General features: G+C 65.8%; 4 protein-coding genes. 3 read left to right on the plus strand and 1 reads right to left on the minus strand.

The features are described 5' to 3' along the window. Positions 1 to 82: 82 nt before the first annotated feature. Positions 83 to 2,158: a RecQ family ATP-dependent DNA helicase gene (locus G6N44_RS21140; RefSeq protein WP_163667202.1), complete on the plus strand. Its 2,076-nt coding sequence runs from the start codon at positions 83 to 85 to the stop codon at positions 2,156 to 2,158. A gap of 436 nt (positions 2,159 to 2,594) precedes the next feature. On the opposite strand, the gene G6N44_RS21145 is transcribed toward G6N44_RS21140, so the two are convergent. Continuing rightward, positions 2,595 to 3,098, minus strand: a complete 504-nt coding sequence (locus G6N44_RS21145) for a DUF2505 domain-containing protein (protein ID WP_163667204.1) — start codon at positions 3,096 to 3,098, stop codon at positions 2,595 to 2,597. A gap of 204 nt (positions 3,099 to 3,302) precedes the next feature. On the opposite strand from G6N44_RS21145, the gene G6N44_RS21150 reads away from it, so the two are divergent. Further along, positions 3,303 to 3,533, plus strand: coding sequence for an MbtH family protein (locus tag G6N44_RS21150; protein WP_163667206.1), 231 nt, complete (start codon positions 3,303 to 3,305; stop codon positions 3,531 to 3,533). Positions 3,534 to 3,580: 47 nt separating this feature from the next. Beyond that, entirely contained in the window at positions 3,581 to 26,368 is a 22,788-nt protein-coding gene (locus tag G6N44_RS29785) for a non-ribosomal peptide synthase/polyketide synthase (protein ID WP_163667210.1), read from the plus strand. The last annotated feature ends 4 nt before the right edge of the window (positions 26,369 to 26,372 follow it).

The following is a 26,372-nucleotide window of genomic DNA, read 5'->3' on the forward strand; positions in this document are numbered from 1 at the left end:
GGGCCCAGCGTGCTTTGTGGGTCCGGTTCTCGACCACCTGGCGCGGTCAGCGCTGTCAGCCGAGCCCGGCATGATTGGGTCCATGACGACCCGCGAACAGGCTCAGTCGATCCTCGAACAACTGGCCGGGGGCGGGGCGGTGCTGCGCGATGACCAGTGGGCCGCCATCGAGGCTCTGGTGGTCCAGCGTCGCCGCGCACTGGTCGTCCAACGCACAGGTTGGGGAAAGTCCGCCGTCTACTTCATTGCGGCCAAGCTGCTGCGCGCTTCCGGACGCGGGCCGACGGTGATCGTCTCCCCGCTGCTGGCATTGATGCGCAACCAGGTGGCCGCGGCCGAGCGCGCCGGCGTGCGGGCCGCCACGATCAACTCCGGCAATGTCACCGAGTGGGACGCGATACACCGCCAGGTCGCTGACGGGGAACTCGATGTGCTGCTCGTCAGCCCCGAGCGGCTCAACAACCCCGACTTCCGTGACAACGTCCTGCCGGCACTGGCCGCGGATGCGGGCCTGGTGGTGGTCGACGAGGCGCACTGCGTTTCGGACTGGGGGCACGATTTCCGGCCCGACTACCGCCGGATCCGCACCTTGATCGGTGAATTGGGTTCGCAGGTACCGGTTCTCGCGACAACTGCGACTGCCAACGATCGGGTGGTCACCGATGTGGCGGCCCAGTTGGGGGTGGGTGGATCCGATACTTTGGTGCTGCGCGGCGGACTGGACCGTGAGTCGTTGCGGCTGTCGGTGGTGCAGGTGGGCACGCCCGCGCAGCGGGCTGCGTGGATTGCGGCGCAACTGGACTCCCTGCCGGGCTCGGGCATCATCTACACGCTGACGGTGGCCCAGGCGCATGATGTGGCCGCGCTCCTGGCCGAGCGGGGTCACAAGGTGGCCGCCTACACCGGGTCCACCGACACAGGTGAACGTGAACAACTGGAAGCCGATCTGCTCGACAACCGGGTCAAGGCTCTGGTGGCGACGTCTGCGCTGGGGATGGGTTTCGACAAACCCGACCTGGGGTTCGTCGTGCATCTGGGGGCGCCGTCGTCCCCGATTGCCTATTACCAGCAGGTGGGGCGTGCGGGGCGTGCGACCGACAGCGCCGAGGTGATCCTGCTTCCCGGTACCGAGGATCAGGATGTCTGGCGGTACTTCGCCTCGGTGGCGTTCCCCTCGGAGTCCATGGTGCGAAACGTCATCGGTGCGCTGGAGACTGACCGGGCGCAATCCACCCAGGCGCTGGAGCCGCTGGTGGATCTCAACCGGTCTCGCCTGGAGATGGTGCTCAAGGTGCTCGATGTGGACGGCGCGGTCCGCCGGGTGAAGGGCGGCTGGATCGGTACCGGAGAGCCCTGGAGTTATGACGAGGCCCGGTACCGGGCGCTGGACGAGGCGCGCCGCCGGGAGCAGCAGGCGATGCTCGACTATCAGGCCACGGGAAGTTGCCGGATGGTGTTTCTGCGCAGCCAACTCGACGACCCCGAGCTGATGCCGGACGCGCGGTGCGGGCGTTGTGACAATTGCAGCGGCCGGCGTTACGAGGCAGCGGTGGCGCAGGACATCCTCACCGACACCGCGCAACGCCTTTCGCGACCCGGCGTCTTGGTGGCCCCACGTAAGCAATGGCCGTCCGGGTTGGCTGCGCTGGGTGTGCCGCTGTCCGGCCGAATCGCCGAAGGTGCGGCGCCAGGTCGGGCGATCGGCCGGCTCACCGATCTCGGCTGGGGAACGCGGCTGCGGCGCCTGCTGGCCGAGCCAGACGCCGAGGTGCCCGACGACGTGATCGGCGCGGCCATCGAGGTGCTCAAGGCGTGGGAGTGGGATCGGCGGCCGACTGCGGTGATGGGGCTGGACTCCGCGACGCATCCGGTGCTGATCTCCTCGACGGTGCAGCGGTTGGCGCAGATCGGGCGGCTGACCAATCTGGGAATCCTGTCCTATGCCCCGCAACGCCGGCCCGTCACGGCCGCGAATTCGGCCTATCGGGTGGCTGCGCTGGACGGCGCATGGGAACGGCCACAACTCGATTCGAAGGGGCCGGTGTTGTTGGTCGATGACATGACCGACACCGGATGGACGCTGACCATGGCCACCCGAGTGCTGCGCGACGCTGGAGTGCCCGAGGTTTTGCCATTGGTGTTGGCAAGCGTCAGCTGAGGGTTCCCGACCGATTCCGGAAGCCCCAATCAAGATCTGATTAATTGCACGACGAATTCCGTAGGACGCCATTTATTTCACTTGTCAACGATCAATGGATCGCGCGCGCGAATATTCCGATATTGGTGTGATGTTCCTGGGAGCGTGCTGTTAGCCACGTTCGCTCGTGTTTGCATTCGCAAATTTTGATACCAGCGATCTTGACCGGTGATGTGCCACGCACCGCAGTGCAATCGTGGCTAACTCGAATGCTCTGCCACTGGCCGCAGCGTCGGTGAATAGACGATGTGGCGGCCCTGGTGGAAGATTTGCTGATTGTTGTACGGCTACCCATCTGCGGCCCTCTGCCGGGCTCTGGCAGGTGCACCGGGCCAGCGGCGTCTGCGCGCGGTTTCGCTGGATTGAACTACATGGATGTCGTGCAGGGTGGGTCGGGTCAGGCGTGACTCGTGATCCATTCGGCCGTGAAGTGCTGCATCACGGAGATGTTCTGCACCAACATGCGGCCCATCAGGCCCTCGATCTTCCCGCCGACCAGCGGGACTTTGAACTCCGCGGTCGCTGCACACTGCAACTGCGACCCATCCGACCTGGGTGTTAGGAGTGCCGTGCCCACCCAGGACCCGGGTGCTCCGTGGGGTACGACGCTGACCTCTCCGCGCACCCGTCCCCCACCGATCGCCCGCCAGTTCTCCTCCTGGACGATCTGCCACTCGCTGGGAAAGAACTTGGACAACGGCCCTGGCAGGCCATCTGGGCGCAGGTTGTGGACGACGACGGCGGTCACGGAGCCATCGGTGTCGACATTCAACGTGTCGAGTCGGCCGAGACCGCCGAACTTCCTCAATCGGTCCAGCCAGTAGTCCCGTTCGGCGAAGGCTGAGTGGATTTGCTCAACTCTGACCGACGAATCAACGGTGAAGTCGAATGACCGGGACACAGCAACAGAATATTCCTGGATCGCTGATTTCTGCACCCCCGTGAAGAGAAGTCGATATGCTGGCGCTCTGCAACTAGGTACGTCATAGCTGGAGTGGGCCAAAGAAACAAAAGACAGCGCCGGGCGCAGGTGTGGGGTAATGCAGTCCTGCCACCGGTTCGTTGCAACGCTTTTCCTGGTCTACTCGATGGTGGGGAGGACCGGATGAGCATCAACCCTTTTGACGATGACAACGGCAGCTTTCTCGTCCTGATCAACGACGAGGAGCAACACAGCCTGTGGCCGACCTTCGCCGACGTTCCCGCCGGCTGGAGGGTGGCCTACGGCGAAGCGGATCGCACCGCGTGTCTGGACTACATCGAACAGAACTGGCCGGACATCCGGCCGAAGACCTTGCGCGAGAGGCTGGCGCAAGGTCAGGCCTCTGACAGGTAGACGGGCCCGGGGGGGACTCGCATTACATCTCGCGGTGGGAGAATCCGATGCAGCAGGATCAGCAATGGCTGCCGGTAACACGCGCCCAGCTTGACATCTGGCTGGCGCAGGGCATGGCGCACTCCGGTACGGAGTGGCAACTCGGCCTGTTCGTGAGAATCGCAGGCGCGGTCGAACGTGACGTCCTTGAATGGGCGATCCGTCGGGTGATCCGTGAGGCCGAACCCGTGCGCGCCAGGTTCTTCGAAGTGGACGGTCAGGTTTTCCAGAGAGTGGTCGACTACTCGGACGTCGCGCTGGACTTCTATGACATCCGCGACACGGACGACCCTGTTCAGGAGGCGCACGACCTGGCGGCGGCAATCCAACACACCCCGATGCCGTTGACCGGGCCCCTGTTCAGGTTCGCACTATTCCAGACACGTACAGATGAACACTTCCTGATCGCGTGCTGTCACCACATCGTCGTGGACGGCACCGGCATCGCGCTGATCGGCCATCGCGTTGCGTCCGTCTACTCCGCGACCGTCAACGGCGAGCCCGTATCTTCCACGTTGTTCGGTTCACTGTCCGACCTGGTCGCTTCCGAATCGGAGTACGAAGCGTCCGATCAGTACCGCATAGATGAGTCTTACTGGACCGGCAACCTCCCGGCCGACAGCGAGTCGCAGTTTTCGACCCCGCAGTCGGCCGATCTCCGTGAGCCGGACTGGGCCGCATCGCCGGTACAACTGGATCCCGACATCCTTCGTCGGGTCGAGCAGTTCGCCGAGCTGAGGAACATCCCTCGATCCTCGATCCTCACCGCGGCGAGTGCACTCCTGGTGCGGGCATGGGGGCAACAGAACTCAGATGTGGTGCTGGATTTCCCGGTCAGCCGGCGAGTGACCCCTGAGTCGAAGACGTTTCCCGGGATGGTGGCCGGGGTGGTGCCGTTGGTGATCCACACCTCGCCACGGACGTCGATCGCGGACTTCTGCCAGCATGTGGACAATCGAATCCGAGAAGCATTGCAGCATCAACGATTCCCTGAGCATGTGCTTGAGCGCAAGGTCAACCCGCGAGGAGCGGGCAAGCTGTCCAGTCGGGTCAGTGTGAATTTCCTTCCTTCGACGTTCACGCTGGATTTCGCTGGGGTGGAGGCTTCGGCGACATTGACCAACGCCGGTGTCGTAGGGGGATTCGGACTGATCTTCTCAGGCGCCGACGATCAACTGTTCCTCAGCGCCATGGGGTCCGGACAGCCGTTCTCGGATTTCGAGGTCGCTGAACTGGCCGCCCGGTTGGAGCGGGTGCTGAGGGCGATGACGGCGGATCCGTTGCGGGCGCTGTCGTCGGTGGGTGTCTTGGATCGCGATGAGTGCTCGCGACTCGGAACGGTCGGTCATTGGGCGGTCTTGAGGCAGTCGGTGGTCGAAGAGTCGATTCCGGGATTGTTCGCGGCGCAGGTGGCTAAGGCCCCAGACTCGTTGGCGGTCAGCTTCGACGGTCTCTCGATGTCGTATCGGGAGCTGGATGAGGCATCGAATCGGTTGGCACACTTGTTGATCAGTCAGGGTGCCGGCCCGGGTACCTGTGTGGGCCTGCTTTCGGGGCGCTCGGCTGACGCGGTTGTTGCGATCTTGGGGATATTGAAGTCGGGAGCGGCATATCTGCCGATTGATCCGGCGGTGCCGGATGCCCGAATCGAATTCATGGTGACAGACGCCGCGCCGGTGGCAGTGCTGACCACAACCGCGTTGGTTGAGCGACTGGACGGTTGTGCCGTGGCAGTCATCGATGTGGCTGATCCGCGGGTCGCCGTGCAACCGACGACGGCCCTGGCAGTCCCGTCTGCTGATGACATGGCACACATCATCTACACATCGGGGACGACGGGAACACCGAAAGGCGTTGCAGTCACTCATCAGAACGTGACTCGGCTCTTCGATGGCCTCGATGTAGGTGTCGAGATGGGTCCGGGTCAGGTGTGGGCTCAGTGCTCGTCGTTGGCGTTCGATTATTCGGTGTGGGAGATCTGGGGAGCGCTGCTGCATGGCGGACGCCTGGTCGTGGTGCCCGAGCAGACCACCCGGTCGCCCGAGGCGCTGCAGGCGCTCCTGGTCGAGGAGCGGGTCACGGTGCTGAGCCAGACTCCCTCTGCTGTAGGTGTTCTGGATCCTGAACAGTTGAATTCGGTAGCGGCGTTGATGGTGGCTGCTGAGGCATGCCAACCGGACGTGGCGGATCGGTGGGCGCCGGGCCGGGTGATGATCAACGGGTATGGGCCGACCGAGACGACGGTGTACGCCACGATCAGCACTCCGCTGGTTCCCGGTTCGAGTTCCGTCCCGGTTGGCGTGCCGGTACCGGGCGCTGCGCTGTTTGTGCTCGATCAGTGGCTACGCCCGGTGACTCCGGGCGTGGTGGGCGAACTGTATGTCGCCGGTCGAGGCGTGAGTGTGGGCTATGTGCACCGCCCGGGGTTGACTGCCTCACGGTTCGTCCCGTGCCCGTTCGGCGGTGACGGTTCACGGATGTATCGGACCGGGGATCTGGTGTCGTGGGCCGCCGACGGGCAGTTACGGTATGCCGGGCGGGCTGATGAGCAGGTCAAGATTCACGGATATCGCATCGAACTCGGCGAGATCCAAACAGCTTTGGCTGATCTGGACGGCGTCGAACAGGCCGTGGCGATCGCTCGTGAGGACCGCCCCGGCGACAAGCGCCTCGTCGGTTACATCACCGGTACCGCCGAGCCGGCGCAGGTGCGGGCCGCGTTGGCGCAACGGTTGCCGAGCTACATGGTGCCGGCGGCAGTGGTGGTGCTCGATGCGTTGCCGTTGACGGTCAACGGCAAGCTCGACAAGCGCGCGCTGCCTGCCCCCGAGTATGCCGATGGTGACCATTACCGGGCGCCGAGCACGCCCACCGAGGAGATCCTGGCCGGCATTTTCGCCGAGGTGCTGGGATTGGAGCGGGTCGGGGTGGATGACTCGTTCTTCGACCTCGGTGGCGACAGCATTCTGGCGATGCGTGCGGTGGCCGCGATCAACACCAGTGTGGATGCCGGGCTTGCCGTGCGCACGCTCTTCGACGCACCGACGGTGGCCCAGTTGGCGCCTCGCGTCGGTGAGAGTGCCGACCGGCGTGCACCTTTGATCGCCCGTGAACGCCCCGAAGCCATTCCACTGTCGTTTGCACAGGGCCGGTTGTGGTTCCTGAACCGGTTCGAGGACGGGGCCGCGACCTACAACATGCCGACCGCCTTCCGGATCAACGGCGCCCTCGATGTGGAAGCACTCGCATCGGCGCTCGATGATGTGATCGCCCGGCACGAGTCACTGCGCACGGTGTTTCCGCAAGTCGACGGCCTGGCCTTCCAGAAGGTGCTGCCTGCCGAAGCGGGATTGTGGCGGCGCAGCGGGCCCGCGGTGGTACGGGTGCCGGAGTCCGATCTGGCCGACGAATTGATGGCTTTGGCGGCCTACCGGTTTGATCTGGCCGCCGAGATCCCGATCAGGATCCAGATCTACGAGCTGGGCCCCGAGCAGTATGTGCTCGGAATTGTGCTGCATCACATTGCCTTTGACGGTTGGTCGATGGCGCCGATGGCTCGGGATGTGGGCGTGGCATATCGGGCTCGGCTCCACGGCCGGGGTCCGGATTGGGCACCGTTGCCGGTGCAGTATGCCGATTACACTCTGTGGCAGCAGGATTGGCTGGGTTCGGAGTTCGATCCCGACAGCGTGATCGCTGCACAGCTGGGGTACTGGCGTCGGGAGCTGGCCGACCTGCCCGAGGTGGTGTCTCCGCCGGGGGATCGTTCCCGGCCGGCGGTACCGAGCTACCGCGGAGACGCGGTCGAAATGAGCATCGCCCCGCCGGTATGGGCGGGGGTCAAGGCGGTCGCCGCGGCGCACAACGCGACGGTGTCGATGGTGCTGCAGGCCGCGATGGCGGTGGTGCTGCAGCGGGCCGGTGTCGGCGAGGACGTGGCGCTGGGCACCCCGATCGCCGGACGCAACGATCAGGCGCTCGATGAGTTGGTCGGTTTCTTCGTCAACACCTGGGTGCTGAGGGTGGCTGTTGAGCCGGCACTGCGGTTCAGCGACGTGGTGGAGCGGGTACGCCAGAAGGCGCTGGATGCCTATGCCAATCAGGATGTTCCGTTCGAGTTGCTCGTGGAGCGGCTCAACCCGACGCGTTCCACCTCGCACCATCCGTTGTTCCAGGTGGCCCTGGCCTTCCAGAACAATGTCCGCCCCGAGATCGCGCTGGAGGAGCTCAGCGTCGAACCGTTGACAGCCGACATTCGTACCGCCCGGTTCGACCTCGAATTCGATCTACGTGAGCTGCACAGCGGGCACGCCAGTGCACTCTTCGATCTGAAGGCGACGCCCGGCGAGAATCGTGGTGAGCTGATGGCGGCCGGCACGGTCGCGTACGCGACGGATCTGTATGACCGGTCCAGTATCGAGCGGTTGGTGGGTTGGTTCGGTCGGGTGCTTGAGGTTGTGGTGGCGGACTCGTCGGTGGTGGTGGGCGAGGTGGGTCTGCTGGATGCTGATGAGCGGGATCTGTTGCTGCAGAACTGGTCTGGTGTCGGTGTTGGTGCTCCGGTGGGGTTGGGTTCGGAGTTGTTGGCTGCGGCGGTGGCTGCGGATCCGGATGGTGTGGCGGTTGTCGATGGGCAGCGGGTGTTGTCGTATCGGGAGCTGGATGAGGTGTCGAATCGGCTGGCTCGGGTGTTGATCGATGCGGGGGTGGGTCCCGAGCGTGCGGTGGGCGTGGCGATGGGCCGCTGTGCTGAGTTGGTGGTGGCGTGGTGGGCGGTGCTCAAGGCGGGTGGGGTGTATGTGCCGGTGGATCGGTCGCATCCGGCCGAGCGGATCGCCACCGTACTCGACACCGTGGAGGCGGTCTGCGTACTGACCGTCGGTGCTGACGATGTGGCCGGGGCCGGCGTGCGTCCGGTGTTGGACATGGGGGTGTTGGACCTCGCGGAGCAGTCGTCCAAGCCGATCACCGATGCAGACCGGTTGGCGCCGTTGGCGATCGACGATGCCGCCTACGTGATCTTCACGTCCGGTTCCACCGGGACACCCAAGGGCGTGGCGATCAGCCATGCGGGTGTGCTGGGGGTGGCCGCCGCGCATCGCGAGCAACTCGGGGTCCGCCCCGGCGCGCGGGTGCTGATGGTGGCGGCACCGACGTTCGATGCCTCGGTGTTCGAGTGGTTGTGGGCGGTATCCTCCGGCGCCGCGTTGGTGGTGGCGCCGCCGGATTCCTATGCCGGCGAAGCCCTGCACAAGGTTTTGCAGCACCAGCGTGTTGATGCCGCGTTGATCACCCCGACGGTACTGGCGACGCTGGACCCGGCCCGCGTCGATGGACTGGACACGTTGGTCACCGGTGGCGAGGCGTGCCCGGCGGAGCTGGTGGCGGCGTGGGCACCCGGTCGGGCGATGTTCAACGCCTACGGACCGACCGAGGTCACCATCTGGTCGACCTGGAGTGCGCTCGCGAGTGGCGAACCGGTGCGGATCGGCGCCCCGGTTCCGGGCACGTCTGCGCTGGTGCTCGACACCCGGTTGAATCCGGTCCCGGTCGGCGTGATCGGCGAGTTGTACCTGGCCGGTCCGACAGTGGCTCGGGGGTATGTGGGCCGGCCCGATCTGACCGCAGACCGGTTCGTGGCCAACCCGTTTGGGGCCTCCGGATCGCGCATGTATCGCAGTGGGGATCTGGTGCGCTGGACGCCGGCGGGAAGCCTCGAGTACCTCGGCCGCGCCGATGCGCAGATCAAGCTGCGCGGCCAGCGACTGGAGCTGGGGGAGATCGAGAACACCCTGCTCGCCTGCCCACACGTCACCCAGGCGGCAGCGACGATACATCGCAGCAGTACCGGCGTCGATCACCTCGTCGGTTACATCGGCCTCGAACAGGCCAGCACCGCCGGTAACGACGCAGAGGTTGTCGACCAGTGGCAGAACATCTACGACGAACTGTATGACGCCGATCTCCAGGTGGTGGAGTTCGGCAACGATTTCCGGGGATGGAACAGCAGCTACACCGACGATCCGATTCCGTTGCCGGAAATGGCCGAATGGCGTTCGACGACGGTAGAGCGGATCCTGGCATTGCAACCGCGGCGGGTGCTCGAGATCGGCGTCGGCTCGGGTCTGATGCTGTCGCAGATTGCCCCTAGATGTGTGGAGTATTGGGGCACAGACTTTTCCGCACCGACCATCGCCAAACTGCAGGCCGAGGTCGCCGGGCAGTCGTGGGGAGAACGGGTCGAACTGTCGACCCGTCCCGCGCACGTCACCGAGGCGCTCCCGCAGGAGTACTTCGATGTCGTGCTCATCAACTCTGTGGTCCAGTACTTCCCGAGCGCCGGATATCTGGCCGAGGTCATCGACAAGGCCGTCGAACTGTTGGCGCCAGGTGGCGCCCTGTTCGTCGGAGACGTGCGCAACCACAGTCTGCAGGGTGCATTCCAGACCGGAATCGCACTGGCGCGCAGCGGTACCGGAACCGACACCGACGATATCCGTCAGCGCGTACAACGCGCATCGGTGGGCGAGCACGAGTTGCTGTTGGCCCCAGAGTTCTTCACCGGCTGGGCCGCAGAGCATCCTGCGGTGGGCGGTGTGGGTATCCAGGTCAAACGGGGCGAAGCGGACAATGAGCTGACCCGGTACCGCTACGACGTCGTCGTTCACAAGACGCCTGCCCAGGTGTGCTCGCTGGCCGGTGCGCCCGACTGGGCTTGGGCGGAATGTGCGGGTCTGAGTGGGTTGCACGCCGAGTTGACGGCCCGACATCCGTCGACGGCGCGGGTCAGTTCGATTCCCCGGGCCGGGGTGATCGCCGATGTCGCGATCGAACAGGCCCTCGCTTCCGGGCTTCCGCTCGCCGAGGCGCTCGTCCATGCCAACGCGATTGCCACTGCTGAGGATGTCGTCACACCTGAACAGCTGTACCGGCTCGGGGAGGCCGCCGGATATCACGTCGGGGTCACCTGGGGTACGCAGCCCGGCACGCTGGACGCCGTATTCATTCTGGCGGTCGACGGCGAGCCGATGCCGGCGCTCACCGATCTCTACCAGCCCGCCACCGATGCCCGTAAGCACGGCGGATATGCCAACGATCCCCGCACCAATGCCAAGGTCGGTGACGTCCGCCAGTGGTTGGTCGACCAGCTGCCCGAATACATGGTGCCGACCCAGATCGTGGTTCTCGAACAGTTCCCGCTGACCTCCTCAGGCAAGATCGACCGAAAGGCGTTGCCCGAACCGACGTTCACTGCCACCTCCTTCCGGGCCCCGCAGACCCACACGGAGAAGATCGTCGCGGAGGTGTTCAGCGACGTGCTGGGGCTCGCCCGGGCCGGTCTCGACGATGATTTCTTCGCCCTCGGCGGCGATTCGTTGATCGCCATTCGGGTCAGCGCGAGGCTGCAGGCGTCGCTCGGTTGGGAGGTGCCGGTGCGGTACCTGTTCGACGAGCCCACCGTCGGAGGCCTTGCCGACTTCCTGGACCGGCATCGGGACAGCGCAGATCGCCCACCGCTGAGCGTGCAGCAGCGTCCCGAAGTCCTGCCGCTGTCGTATGCCCAGCAACGGTTGTGGTTCCTCGAGCAGTTGCAGGGTCCGTCCCCGATCTACAACATGGCTGTCGCACTGCGACTTCGGGGGACTCTGGACGTCGACGCACTCGGTTCGGCCTTCGCCGATGTCATCGCTCGTCAGGAAAGCCTGCGGACACTGTTCACCGCGGTCGACGGTGTCCCCCGACAGATGGTGCTTCCGGTAGAGCAGGTGGACTTCGGCTGGAAAGTGGTCGACGCCACTGCGTGGTCGGGCGATCGGCTGGATGAAGCGATCGCTGCGACGGCGCGATACAGCTTCGACCTGACAAACGAAATCCCCCTGCAGGCCAAGCTGTTTCGGATCAGTGCAGACGAGCACGTGATGGCGGCCGTCGTCCACCACATCGCGGCCGACGGCTGGTCGGTGGCTCCGCTGGTGGCGGATCTGAGCGTGGCCTATGCCGGCCGGTGCGGGGGCAGGGCACCGATCTGGGCGCCGCTACCGGTGCAGTACGCGGACTACACGTTGTGGCAGCAGGACTGGCTCGGCTCGGACTCTGATCCCGACAGTGTGATCTCGGCGCAGGTGGCCTATTGGGTGGATGCACTGGCGGGCCTTCCCGAGCGCCTGGAGTTGCCGACGGACCGGCCATACCCGCCCGTCGCGGACTACCGGGGTTCCAGCGTGGCGGTCAACTGGTCTGCCGAGTTGCAGCAGCAGATCGCCCGGGTGGCTCGCGAGAACAATGCGACCAGCTTCATGGTGGTGCAGGCCGCGCTGGCTGTGCTGTTGTCCCAACTGGGCTCCAGTTCCGATGTGGCAGTGGGTATCGCCACGGCCGGTCGTGGCGAGTCGGCCTTGGACGAGTTGGTGGGATTCTTCGTCAACACGTTGGTACTACGCGTCGACTTGGCCGGAGACCCCACCGTGGCCGACCTGTTGAGCCAGGTGCGTCAACGCGCACTGGACGCCTACGAGCATCAGGATGTGCCCTTCGAAGTGTTGGTGGACCGGCTCAATCCGACCCGCAGCCTCACCCACCATCCCCTGGTGCAGGTTCTGCTGACCTGGCAGAACCTGCCGTGGCAGCACAGCGATCCAGCCGCCGGACTGACCTTGGGCGACGTCGAGGCCACTCCGTTGGAGGTTGAAACACAAACCGCTAGAACAGATCTCGTGTTCTCACTGGCTGAGCACTACAACAGTACGGGTGCACCCACCGGGATCTCCGGGATGGTGGAGTTCCGCACCGATGTGTTCGACGAGGCCGGCATTCAGACTCTGATCGACCGGTTGCAGCGGGTGCTGGTGGCGATCACGGCCGATACCACGCAGCCGTTGTCGGCTGTCGATCTGCTGGTTGTCGCCGAGCGGGTGCGACTGGACGAGTTGGGGCGCCGGGCCGTCTTGGCGCGGCCGGTGGCCGAGCACTCGATTCCGGGATTGTTCGCGGCGCAGGTGGCGCAGGCCCCCGACGCGGTGGCGATCAGCTTCGGCGGGCATTCGGTGTCGTACCGGGAGCTGGACGAGGCGTCGAATCGGTTGGCGCACTTGCTGGTTTCCGAGGGCGCCGGCCCAGGTGAGTGTGTGGCGTTGTTGTTGGAGCGGTCGGCATTGGCCGTCGTAGGGATTTTGGGTGTCCTGAAATCGGGGGCGGCGTATCTACCGGTTGATCCGGTGGTGCCGGATGCACGGGTCGAGTTCATGTTGGGTGACGCTCGGCCCGTGGCGGTGTTGACCACGGCGGCGTTGGCTGAGCGGGTTCGTGGGTGCGGTGTGGCGGTTGTCGACGTGGAGGATCCGCGCATTGCTTCTCAGGCCGACACTGCGTTGCCGTTGCCGGATGCCGATGATGTTGCGCACGTGATCTATACGTCGGGCACGACGGGTGTTCCGAAGGGTGTAGCGGTTGCGCATCGGAATGTGACGCGGCTTTTTGATGGTCTTGACGTGGGTGTGGTGTTGGGTCCGCAGCAGGTGTGGGCCGCGTGCTCGTCGTTGGCGTTCGACTATTCGGTGTGGGAGATCTGGGGGGCGTTGTTGCACGGTGGCCGCCTGGTGGTGGTTCCCGATCGGGTGACGCGTTCGGCCGAGGATCTGCATGCGCTGCTGGTTGAGCAGCGGGTGACGGTGTTGAGTCAAACGCCATCTGCGGTAGGGATGTTGACGCCAGAGGGGTTGGAGTCGGTGTCCACGCTGATGGTGGCTGCCGAGGCCTGCCCGGCTGATGTGGTGGATCGGTGGGCGCCGGGTCGGGTGATGATCAACGGGTATGGGCCGACGGAGACGACGGTGTATGCCACGGTCAGTGCGCCCTTGGGTAAGGCTGGAGCGGCGGGTCCGACTGCCGTTCCGATTGGTTTCCCGGTGCCGGGTGCCGCGTTGTTCGTGTTGGATCGATGGTTGCGCCCGGTACCGCCTGGTGTGGTGGGTGAGTTGTATGTGGCGGGCCGGGGCGTGGGTGTGGGTTATGTGCGCCGGCCCGGGTTGAGTGCGTCCCGGTTTGTGGCGTGTCCGTTTGCCGGCAACGGGTCTTCGGGGCAGCGGATGTATCGGACCGGGGATCTGGTGTCGTGGGGCCCCGATGGGCAGCTGCGGTATGCCGGGCGAGCCGATGAGCAAGTCAAGATCCGTGGATACCGGATCGAGTTGGGCGAGATCCGAACGACTTTGGCCGGCCTTGATGGGGTGGATCAGGCAGTGGTGATCGCCCGTGAGGATCGTCCGGGTGACAAGCGTCTGGTGGGTTACTTCACGGGTGTCGCGGACCCGGTGCAGGTGCGGACTGCGTTGGCGGAGCGGTTGCCGAGCTACATGGTGCCCGTGGCGGTGGTGGCACTCGAGCAGTTGCCGTTGACGGTCAACGGCAAGCTCGACAAGCGGGCCCTCCCCACACCCGAATATGCCGATGGCGATCATTACCGGGCGCCGGGTACACCCACCCAGGAAATCCTGGCCGGGGCCTTCGCTCAGGTGCTGGGCTTGGACCGGGTCGGGGTGGACGACTCGTTCTTCGACCTCGGCGGAGATTCCCTGTCGGCGATGCGCCTTATCGCCGCGGTCAACAGCAGCCTTGATGCCGGGCTTGCCGTGCGCACGCTCTTCGATGCACCGACGGTGGCCCAGTTGGCGCCGCGTATCGGCGAGGGTGCCGACCGGCGTGCACCCTTGGTCGCCGGTGAACGCCCCGAAGCCATTCCGCTGTCGTTTGCACAGAAGCGCATGTGGTTCCTCGATCAGTTGCAGGGGCCGTCGCCGATCTACAACATGGCGGTGGGTCTGCGGTTGACGGGAAGTCTGGATGCGGAGGCCTTGGGCGCGTCTCTGGCGGATGTGATCGCCCGTCAGGAGAGTCTGCGGACGCTGATCGTCGGGGTCGAAGGTGTGCCGCGGCAGGTGGTGGTACCGCCGGAGCAGGCCGATTTCGGTTGGCAGGTCGTCGACGCCGGAGATTGGCCGGCAGGCCGGCTGGAGGATGCCGTCAGCGTGCTGGTACGCCACAGCTTCGACCTGTCCACCGAGATCCCTTTGCGGGCAACACTCTTCCGTATTTCCGAGGATGAACATGTGCTGGTGACGGTGGTGCACCATATCGCTGCCGACGGCTGGTCGGTGACACCGTTGGTGGCGGACCTGGGCATGGCCTATGCCAGTCGCGCTGCCGGGGAGGTCCCCGACTGGATGCCGCTGCCGGTGCAGTACGCCGACTACACATTGTGGCAACAGGATTGGTTGGGTTCGGAATCCGATCCCGACAGCGTGATCGCCGGTCAGCTCGCGTATTGGGAGCAGGAGTTGGCGGGACTTCCCGAACGCTTGGAGTTGCCGACGGACCGACCGTACCCGCCGACCGCGGATTACCGCGGTTCCAGTGTGGTGGTGGACTGGCCGGCGCAGTTGCAACAGCAGGTTGCCCGGGTGGCGCGCGAGCACAACGTCACCAGCTTCATGGTGATGCAGGCGGCATTGGCGGTGCTGTTGTCGAAGCACAGCTCCAGCTCTGATGTGGCCGTGGGATTCCCGATCGCCGGCCGTGGTGACTCGGCGCTCAACGAGTTGGTCGGTTTCTTCGTCAACACCTTGGTCCTTCGGGTGGACATTGCCGGAGATCCCACCGTGGCGGACCTGCTGGCGCAGGTGCGTCAGCGGGCGCTGGGTGCCTACGAGCATCAGGATGTGCCCTTCGAGGCGCTGGTGGACCGGCTCAACCCGACGCGCAGCCTGACCCACCACCCGCTGATCCAGGTGATGCTCGCCTGGCAGAACTTCGGTGGGGATCCGGCGGCTGACCTGGCCTTGGGTGACGTGCGAATCACGCCGTTGTCAGCCCAAACAAACACTGCTCGTATGGATCTGGCGTTCTCACTGGCGGAACAGTGGACCCCCGAAGGCGAGCCGGCCGGCATCTCCGGGACAGTGGAGTTCCGTACCGATGTCTTCGATGCCGCCAGCGTAGAAACTCTGGTCGAACGCCTGCAGCGGGTACTGGTGGCGTTCACGGCTGACCCGGCGCGGACGGTCTCGTCGGTCGATGTGCTCGACGGGAATGAGCATTCCCGACTTGATCAGGCCGGTAATCAGGCTGCACTGAACCAGGCGGATGCCGCACTGTCGATACCGGCGTTGTTCGCCGCCCAGGTGCTACGGGCCCCGGATGCGGTGGCAGTGAGTTTCGAAGGCTGCTCGATGACCTACCGGCAGCTCGACGAAGCCTCAAATCGGTTGGCGCATGCGCTGGTCGGTGCAGCGGTGGGTCCCGGTGACCCGGTGGCGCTGTTGCTCGACCGTTCAGGGCGAGCGGTCGTGGCGATGCTGGCGGTCCTCAAGGCCGGGGCCGCGTACCTGGCGATCGATCCGGTGGTGCCCGACGAGCGGATGCAGTTCATGCTGGCCGATGCGGCCCCGGTCCTGGTGCTTACCGCGGGCGAATTGGCGAAGCGGCTGCACGGATCTGACGTGCCGACCCTCGATATCGATGACCCCCGAGTATCCGCCGGCCCCGACCCGTCGGGGTCGTTGCCGGAGTTGCCGACTCCTGATGACCTCGCCTATCTCATCTACACCTCGGGGACCACCGGTACCCCGAAGGGCGTGGCGATCACGCACCGCAACCTGGCACATGTCGCCGACTCGATGCCCACCTCCCTGCCGGTGGACCAGGTATGGACGCAGTGCCACTCGTACGCGTTCGACTTCTCGGTGTGGGAGATCTGGGCTGCGCTGCTGACCGGCGGTCGGTTGGTGGTCGTGCCCGAAGCGGTGACTACGTCGCCGAACGATTTCCATGCCCTGCTGGTGGCCGAACGGGTCAATGTGCTGACTCAGACCCCGTCGGCGGTGGCCGCGCTCACGCCGCAGGGTCTGGACTCGGTGGCGTTGCTGCTCGGTGGCGAGGACTGCCCGGCGGACGTGGTGGACCAGTGGGCCCCGGGCCGCGTGGTGATCAACGCCTACGGTCCGACCGAGGCCACGATCTACGCGTCGATGAGTGCGCCCTTGAAGACGGTGCGAGAAGGCGGACCCAACGTCGTACCCATCGGTGCGCCTGTATCGACGGCCGCGTTGTTCGTGCTGGATCATCGGTTGTGCCCGGTTCCTCCCGGTGTGATCGGTGAGCTGTATGTAGCCGGCCGCGGTGTGGGCGTGGGCTATGTACGTCGTCCCGGGTTGACCGGCACCCGATTCCTCGCGTGTCCCTTCGGCGGGGCCGGAACCCGCATGTATCGCACCGGAGATCTGGTGTCCTGGGGTCCCGATGGGCAGTTGCGGTACCTGGGCCGTGCCGATGAGCAGGTGAAGATCCGCGGATACCGCATCGAACTCGGTGAAGTGCGCGCCGCTCTGGCTGGAGCGGCCGGGGTGCAGCAGGCGGTGGTCCTCGCGCGTGAGGACCGCCCCGGCGACAAGCGCCTCGTCGCCTACATCACCGGTACGGCAGATCCGGCGCAGGTGCGGGCCGCGTTGGCGCAGCGGTTGCCGAGCTATATGGTGCCGGCGGCAGTGGTGGTGCTCGACGCACTGCCGTTGACCGTCAGCGGCAAGTTGGATGCGCGGGCCCTGCCGATCCCCGACTACCAGGGCGTCACCCTGTACCGCGGCCCGTCCGGCCCCACCGAAGAGATTCTGGCCGGGATCTATGCCCAGGTGCTCGGGCTGGAACGGGTCGGGGTCGACGATTCGTTCTTCGACCTCGGTGGTGACTCACTGCTGGCGATGCGGGTGATCGCGGCGATCAACACCAGTCTGGATTCCGGGCTGACGGTGCGGACGTTGTTCGATGCACCCACAGTGGCTGAGTTGGCACCCCGGATCGGGGAGGGTTCCAACACCCGCAAAGCCCTGGTGGCCGGTGAGCGCCCCGCGGTCGTCCCGTTGTCGTTCGCACAGAGCCGGTTGTGGTTCCTCAACCGGTTCGAGGACGGGGCCGCGACCTACAACATGCCGACCGCCTTCCGGATCAACGGTGTGCTGGATGTGGAGGCACTCGGTACAGCCCTCGACGACGTGATCGCCCGGCACGAGTCGCTGCGTACCGTATTCCCCGACAGTGACGGGGTCGCCTTCCAGAAGGTGTTGCCCGCCGAGGCGGGAATGTGGTGCCGTGGTGGTCCGGCGATGGTGTCGGTGTCGGAGGCCGATGCAATCGCCGAATTGGTGTCGTTGGCGGGGTACCGCTTTGATCTGTCGGCCGAGATTCCGATCCGGGCCCAGATCTATCAGGTGGGTCACGAGCAGTACCTCTTGGCGATCGTCCTGCATCACATCGTGTTTGACGGTTGGTCGATGGCCCCGATGGTGCGGGATGTCGGGGTGGCCTACGCCAGCCGGTGCGCCGGACATGCTCCCGAGTGGACGCCGTTGCCGGTGCAGTATGCCGATTACACCTTGTGGCAGCAGGATTGGCTGGGTTCGGAGTCCGATCCCGACAGTGTGATCGCTGCACAGCTGGGGTACTGGCGCCGGGAGCTGGCCGACCTGCCCGAGGTGGTGTCGTTGCCGGCCGACCGGCCACGTCCGCCGGTGCCCAGCTATCACGGCGACCGGGTGCCGATCCAGATCGACGAGGAACTGTGGGCCGGGGTCAAGGCGGTCGCCGCGGCGCACAACGCGACGGTGTCGATGGTGCTGCAGGCCGCGATGGCGGTAGTGCTGCAGCGGGCCGGTGTCGGCGAGGACGTGGCGCTGGGCACCCCGATCGCCGGACGGACCGACGCCGCGCTCGATGAGTTGGTCGGTTTCTTCGTCAACACCTGGGTGCTGCGGGTGAGGGTTGGTTCGGGGCTGCGCTTCAGCGATGTGGTGGAGCAGGTGCGCCAGAAGGCGTTGGACGCCTACAGCAACCAGGACGTGCCTTTCGAGCGGCTCGTGGAGCGGCTCAACCCGACGCGTTCCACGTCGCACCATCCGTTGTTCCAGGTCGCGATGGTGTTCCAGAACAACGTGCGCCCCGAAGTCGCCCTGGCCGGCGCCGAGGTCGAGGCACTGGTGGCCGAAACCCACACCGCCAAATGGGATCTGGATATCGATCTGCGGGATGTGCCCGGCGAAGGGGCTGCCGGGATGGTCACCTATGCGACGGATCTGTATGACCGGTCCAGTATCGAGCGGTTGGTGGGTTGGTTCGGTCGGGTGCTTGAGGTTGTGGTGGCGGACTCGTCGGTGGTGGTGGGCGAGGTGGGTCTGCTGGGCGCTGATGAGCGGGATCTGTTGCTGCAGAACTGGTCTGGTGTCGGGGTTGGTGCTCCGGTGGGGTTGGGTTCGGAGTTGTTGGTTGCGGCGGTGGCTGCGGATCCGGATGGTGTGGCGGTTGTCGATGGGCAGCGGGTGTTGTCGTATCGGGAGCTGGATGAGGTGTCGAATCGGCTGGCTCGGGTGTTGATCGATGCGGGGGTGGGTCCCGAGCGTGCGGTGGGCGTGGCGATGGGCCGCTGTGCTGAGTTGGTGGTGGCGTGGTGGGCGGTGCTCAAGGCGGGTGGGGTGTATGTGCCGGTGGATCGGTCGCATCCGGCCGAGCGGATCGCCGCGGTGTTCGACACCGTCGACGCCGTGTGTGTGCTGACTCGCGACACCGACACGCTGTCCGGTGCCGGGACGCGACCCGTGCTGCGGACCGATGATATCGATCTGTCGGGCTGGTCGTCCGAGCCGATCACCGACGTGGATCGGTTGGCGCCGTTGGATATCGACGATGCCGCCTACGTGATCTTCACGTCCGGTTCCACCGGGACACCCAAGGGTGTGGCGATCAGTCATGCGGGTCTGCTGGGAGAAGCCGCGGCACATCGCGAATTGTGGGGCGTACCGTGCGGCGCCCGGATTCTCATGGTGGCTGCACCGACGTTCGATGCCTCGGTGTTCGAGTGGTTGTGGGCAGTGTCCTCCGGCGCCGCGTTGGTGGTGGCAGCGCCGGATTCCTATGCCGGTGAGGCATTGACCGCCGTGATCGAGGATCAGCGCGTTGATGCTGCGTTGATCACCCCGACGGTGGTGGCGACGCTGGACCGGACCCGGCTGGACGGATTGACCACCCTGGTCACCGGTGGTGAGGCGTGCCCGGCGGAGCTGGTGGCGGCGTGGGCACCCGGTCGGGCGATGTTCAACGCCTACGGACCGACCGAGGTCACCATCTGGTCGATCTGGAGTGCGCTCACATCCGGCGAACCGGTGCGGATCGGCGCCCCGATTCCGGGCGTGTGCGCGCAGGTACTCGATGCGCGGATGCACCCCGCGCCGGTCGGAGTGGTCGGTGAGTTGTATCTGGCCGGTCCGGGGGTGGCTCGGGGGTATGTGGGTCGGCCCGATCTGACCGCAGACCGGTTCGTGGCCAACCCGTTTGGGGCCCCGGGAACACGCATGTATCGCACCGGGGATCTGGTGCGCTGGACCCCGGCGGGAAGCCTCGAGTACCTCGGCCGCGCCGATGCGCAGATCAAACTGCGCGGCCAGCGACTGGAGCTGGGGGAGATCGAGAACACCCTGCTCGCCTGCCCGCAGGTGGCCCGGGCGGCGGCCACCGTCTTCCACAGCGAGTCGGCGGATCATCTTGTTGCCTACGTCAGCCTCGAGCACACGAGCACTGCCGATCACGAGGCCGAAGTCGTCGATCAGTGGCAGCAGATCTATGACGAGCTGTATGACGCCGATCTCGAGGTGGTGGAGTTCGGCAGTGACTTCCGGGGATGGAACAGCAGCTACACCGGGCAGCCTATCCCGCTGCCGGAAATGGGCGAGTGGCGGTCGACGGCCGTGGATCGCATCCTCGGTCTGAATCCGCGGCGGGTGCTCGAGATCGGCGTCGGCTCGGGCCTGATGCTGGCGAAGGTGGCCCCCGAATCTGTCGAGTACTGGGGCACAGACTTTTCCGCACCGACCATCGCGAAGCTACAAGCCGCGGTAGCCGGGCAGCCGTGGGGCGATCGAGTGCGGTTGCAGGCACAGCCGGCCGACGTGATCGATGGGTTGCCGCTGGGGCACTTCGACACGATCATCATCAACTCCGTCATCCAGTACTTCCCCAACGCCGGATATCTGACCGAGGTCATCGACAAGGCCGTCGAACTGTTGGCGCCAGGCGGCGCCCTGTTCATCGGCGACGTGCGAAACCACAGTCTGCAGGGTGCATTCCAGACCGGAATCGCACTGGCCCGCAGCGCCCCGGATGCCGACACCGACGAGATCCGCCAGAAGGTGCAGCGCGCTGTGCTGGGTGAGCCCGAATTGCTCTTGGCCCCAGAGTTCTTCACGAGCTGGGCGGCCGGCAACGGTGCGACGGCCGGAGTATGCATCGAGGTCAAGCGCGGCACGGCCGACAACGAGCTGAGCCGTTACCGCTACGACGTCGTCATCCACAAGACACCGACCGTCGTGTGCTCGCTCGCCGGTGCACCGGTGTGGATGTGGGAGCACTGTGCGGGCCTGAGCGGGTTGCACACCGAGCTGACGACGCAACGCCCGGCGGTCGTGCGGGTTGCCGCGATTCCGCGCGGCGGGGTGATCGCCGATGTGGCGATCGAACAGGCCCTGGCCGCAGGCCGGTCGGTGGGTGACGCTCTCCCCACCCCCGACGGCACGGTAACCCCGGAACAGTTGTATCGGCTCGGTGAGGACAACGGTTATCGGGTCGCGGTGACGTGGGGTGCAGAACCCGGCACCGTCGACGCGGTCTTCATCGACACCACCGGACGGGGACACCGCGCGGTGCTGACCGATCTCTACCTGCCTGCCGTCGAGTCCAGGCAGCGCAGCACGCACGCCAACGACCCCGACACCAACAGCAAAGTCAGCGCGGTGCGGCAGTGGTTGGGTGCGCGGTTGCCCGAGTACATGGTGCCGACCCAGATCGTGGTTCTCGAGGAGTTCCCGCTGACCACGTCGGGCAAGATCGACCGTAAAGGCCTGCCGGAGCCGGTGTTTGCCGCCACGGCATTCCGGGCTCCGCAGAGTCCGACCGAGAAAACCGTCGCCGAAGTGTTCACCGAAGTGCTCGGCCTGGATCGGGTCGGCCTCGATGACGACTTCTTCGCCCTCGGCGGTGACTCGTTGATCGCGACCCGGGTGTGCGCACGGTTGCAATCGGCACTCGGCCGGGATGTTCCGGTGCGGTACCTCTTCGATGCCCCCGCCGTCGGACGCCTGGCCGACTACCTCGACCGCAACCAGGGGAGGGCGGCTCGCCCACCGATTCAGGTGCTGACCCGCCCGCCACACATTCCGCTGTCCTACGCCCAACAACGCCTGTGGTTCCTGGAACAACTGCAGGGTCCGTCACCGATCTACAACATGGCGGTGGGGTTGCGACTGAACGGGCACCTGGATGCCGATGCACTCGGAGCGGCGCTGGCCGATGTGGTGGGCCGTCAGGAGGGCCTGCGCACGGTGTTCCAGTCGGTCGATGGAATTTCCCGGCAGGTCGTGGTGCCTGCCGAGCAGGCTGATTTCGGTTGGCAGATCGTCGACGCCAGTGGATGGTCCCCGGATGAGTTGGATGACGCCATCGGCGCGGCGGCCGGTCGCAGTTTCGACCTCGGGCATGAAATTCCGTTGCGGGCCACACTGTTCCGCACCCGTGCGGACGAGCATGTGCTGGTGGCAGTGGTGCATCACATCGCTGCCGACGGCTGGTCGGTGGCGCCGTTGGTGGCAGATCTGGGGGCTGCCTACGCCAGTCGAAGTTCGGGACGGGCCCCCGACTGGCTGCCGCTGCCCGTGCAGTACGTCGACTACACGCTGTGGCAGCGGGCACAGCTGGGCGATCTGGAGGACACCGACAGTCGGATCACCGAGCAGCTCGCGTACTGGGAGCAGGAGCTCGCCGGTATGCCCGAGCGCCTTGAGCTGCCGACCGACCGGCCCTACCCACCGGTGGCGGACTACCGCGGGGCCAGCGTGCTGGTGGACTGGCCGGCGCAGCTACAGCAGCAGATCGCCCGGGTTGCCCGCGAACACAACGTCACCAGCTTCATGGTGGTCCAGACCGCGTTGGCCATCCTGCTGTCCCAACTGAGCGCCAGTTCCGATGTGGCCGTGGGGATTACCACCGCCGGCCGCGGCGAACCCGAACTCGATGAACTGGTCGGCTTCTTCGTCAATACGCTGGTGCTACGCGTCGACCTGGCCGGGGATCCCACGGTGGCCGACCTGTTGACGCAGGTGCGCCGGCGCGCACTGGGGGCCTATGAGCATCAGGATGTGCCCTTCGAGGTGTTGGTCGACCGGGTCAATCCGACTCGCAGCCTCACCCATCACCCCCTGGTACAGGTCATGCTGGCCTGGCAGAACCTGCCGTGGCAGCACAGCGATCCGGCCGCAGGCCTGACATTGGGCGATGTGCAGGTCAGCCCGATCGCCGCGGAGACACACACGGCCAGGATGGATTTGGCGTTGTCGCTCTCCGAACGCTGGACGTCCGACGGTGAGCATGCGGGGATCTCCGGGATGGTGGAGTTCCGCACCGATGTGTTCGACACCGCCGGCATCCATATCCTGGTCGATCGATTGCAGCGGGTGGTGGCCGCGGTGACCGCCGATCCGGACCGCACGGTGTCCTCGGTGGACCTGCTCGCCGAGGGAGAACGGTCGCGACTCGAGGAGTTGGGCAACCGTGCAGTGTTGGCCCGGTCGGTGTCGGGTTCTGTGTCGATTCCGGTGTTGTTTGCGGTACAGGTGGAGCGGGTTCCGGATGCGGTGGCGGTGTCGTTTGCGGGTCGTTCGGTGTCGTATCGGGAGTTGGATGAGGCGTCGAATCGGTTGGCGCACTTGTTGGTTTCTTCTGGTGCTGGTCCGGGTCGGTGTGTGGCGTTGTTGGTGAACCGGTCGGTTGAGGCGATTGTGTCGATTCTGGCGGTGCTCAAGTCTGGTGCGGCGTATCTGCCGATCGATCCGATGCATCCGGATGCGCGGGTCGAGTTCATGCTCACCGATGCCGCGCCGATCGTGGCGATCGCCTCGGCCGGTCTGGCGGAGCGTCTGCACGGGCGGGGTGTGCCTGTTATCGGTGTTGACGATGCCCGCATCGAGACCTACCCCGCGACGCCGGTGCCGACGCCGTCCTCCGATGACATCGCCTATCTGATCTACACCTCGGGTACGACCGGGGTGCCGAAGGGCGTGGCGATCACGCATCACAATGTGACCGAACTGCTCGAGTCGCTGGATGCCGACGTCGAGCGCGCGGGCGTGTGGACCCAGTGCCACTCCTATGCCTTCGACTACTCGGTGTGGGAGCTCTGGGGTCCGCTGCTGGCCGGTGGCCGGCTGGTGGTGGTTCCCGAGGAGGTGACCCGTTCGGCGCCGGACCTGCTTGCGCTGTTGGTGACCGAGCAGGTCACCGTGCTCAGCCAGACCCCCTCGGCGTTCTATGCGCTGCAGGCAGCCGAGGCCCAGCAGCCCGATCTGGGCCGGAAGCTCACGCTCAAGACCGTGGTGTTCGGTGGTGAGGCGCTCGAACCTCAGCGGCTCGAGCCGTGGCTGTCCCACCATCCCGCCGGGACGCCGCGGATGATCAACATGTACGGGATCACCGAGACGACCGTGCACGCCTCGTTCCGGGAGATCCACGACGGTGACACCGGCAGCGCCGTCAGTCCCATCGGGGTGCCGCTGACGCATCTCGGGTTCTTCGTGCTGGACAAGTGGCTGCGTCCGGTACCTACCGGTGTGGTGGGTGAATTGTATGTGGCAGGAACAGGTTTGGCCGTCGGCTATGTACGCCGCGGTGGTTTGAGCGCATCGCGGTTCGTGGCCTGCCCGTTCGCCGGCAACGGTTCGTCAGGGCAACGGATGTACCGCACCGGAGACCTGGCGTCCTGGGGTACCGACGGCGAGCTGCGATACGCCGGACGCGCCGACGAGCAGGTCAAGATCCGCGGATACCGCATCGAGTTGGGTGAGATCCAAACCGCTTTGGCGGATCTGGACGGGGTGGAGCAGGCGGTGGTGATCGCCCGCGAGGACCGTCCCGGTGACAAGCGTCTGGTGGGTTACATCACGGGTGCCGCGGATGCGGTGCAGGTGCGCGCGGCGCTGGCGCAGCGGCTGCCCGGCTACATGGTGCCCGCGGCGATCGTCGCACTCGAGCAGCTACCGCTGACAGTGAACGGCAAACTCGACAAGCGCGCCCTGCCGGCACCGGACTACGCCGACACCAGCGACGGATACCGCGCCCCGTCCAATGCGGTCGAGGAGATCCTCGCCGTGATCTATGCACAGGTGCTGGGGCTGGAGCGGGTCGGAATCGATGATTCGTTCTTCGATCTGGGTGGCGACTCGCTGTCGGCCATGCGGCTGATCTCCGCGGTCAACACGAGTCTGGATGCCGACCTCGCGGTGCGCGCGGTGTTCGACGCCCCGTCGATATCCGAACTGGCGCCTCGGGTCGGTGCGGGGTCGGGGCACCGCACCCCGTTGGCCGCGCAGCAACGGCCCGAGGTGGTGCCGCTGTCCTACGCGCAGCAACGGTTGTGGTTCTTCAACCAGTTGCAGGGGCCGTCCCCGGTCTACAACATGCCGACCGCGTTGCGGATCAGCGGGGCCCTGGACGTGGAGGCGCTGGGGACGGCGCTGGTCGATGTGGTGGGCCGCCAGGAAGGCCTGCGCACCTTGTTCCCGGCGGTCGAGGGAATCCCCCGGCAGGTGGTCGTGCCGGCCGAGCAGGCCGACTTCGGTTGGCAGGTTGTCGACGCGGCCGGTTGGACGGCGGAGCAGCTGTCGGAGGCCGTCCACGCGGCGGTGTGTCACACCTTCGATCTGGCCGTTGAGATCCCGCTGCGGGCAACACTTTTCCGCATGGGACCGGATGATCACGTGCTGGTGGCGGTCGCACACCATATTGCCGCTGATGGCTGGTCGGTCACCCCGCTGGTGTCCGACCTCGGGGTGGCGTATGCCAGCCGATCCGCCGGTCAGACCCCGGACTGGGCACCGCTACCGGTGCAGTACATCGATTACACGCTCTGGCAGCAGGATTGGCTTGGATCCGACGAGGATCCCGACAGCGTGATCTCCGGACAGCTGGCGTACTGGCAGGAGGCACTGGCCGGTATGCCCGAGTGCTTGGAGTTGCCGACGGATCGGCCTTATCCGCCGGTGGCGGACTACCGCGGGTCAAGTGTGACCGTCGACTGGCCGGCGGAGTTGCACCAGCAGGTAATCCGGACCGCCCGGGAGCACAACGCGACCAGCTTCATGGTGGTGCAGGCCGCACTTGCGGTGCTGCTGTCGCAGCTGAGCGCCAGTTCCGATGTGGCGGTGGGGATCGCGATAGCCGGCCGCGGCGAGCCCCAGCTCGATGAGTTGGTGGGTTTCTTCGTCAACACGTTGGTGCTGCGGGTGGACCTGGCGGGAGATCCGACCATCGACGAACTGTTGGGTCAGGTACGTCAGCGCAGTCTGGCGGCGTTCGATCACCAGGATGTGCCGTTCGACGCGCTGGTGGAGCGCCTCAACCCGGCCCGGTCACTGGCACGCCATCCGCTGGTGCAGGTGCTCCTTGCCTGGCAGAACTTCGCCGGCGACCCCGCGGTTGATGCCGTGCTGGGGGATGTGCAGATCACGCCGCTGTCCGCCGAAACCCACGCGGCGCGGATGGATTTGGTGTTCTCCCTGTCCGAGCGGTGGACGCCCGACGGTGAGCCCGCCGGTATCGGTGGCGGGGTGGAGTTCAGAACCGATGTCTTCGACGCTGCCAGCATCGACAAGCTCGTCGAGCGGTTAAGGAGAGTGCTCATGGTGCTGACCGCTGAACCAGGGGGACAGTCATGACCGC

The sequence above is a fragment of the Mycolicibacterium alvei genome (genome assembly GCF_010727325.1).
Taxonomy (GTDB): Bacteria; Actinomycetota; Actinomycetes; order Mycobacteriales; family Mycobacteriaceae; genus Mycobacterium; species Mycobacterium alvei.

Bases quoted from the DNA above. Each gene is read 5' to 3' on its own strand.
- G6N44_RS21150 (WP_163667206.1), top strand. From the start codon at position 3,303: ATGAGCATCAACCCTTTTGACGATGACAACGGCAGCTTTCTCGTCCTG.
- G6N44_RS21140 (WP_163667202.1), top strand. From the start codon at position 83: ATGACGACCCGCGAACAGGCTCAGTCGATCCTCGAACAACTGGCCGGG.
- G6N44_RS29785 (WP_163667210.1), top strand. From the start codon at position 3,581: ATGCAGCAGGATCAGCAATGGCTGCCGGTAACACGCGCCCAGCTTGAC.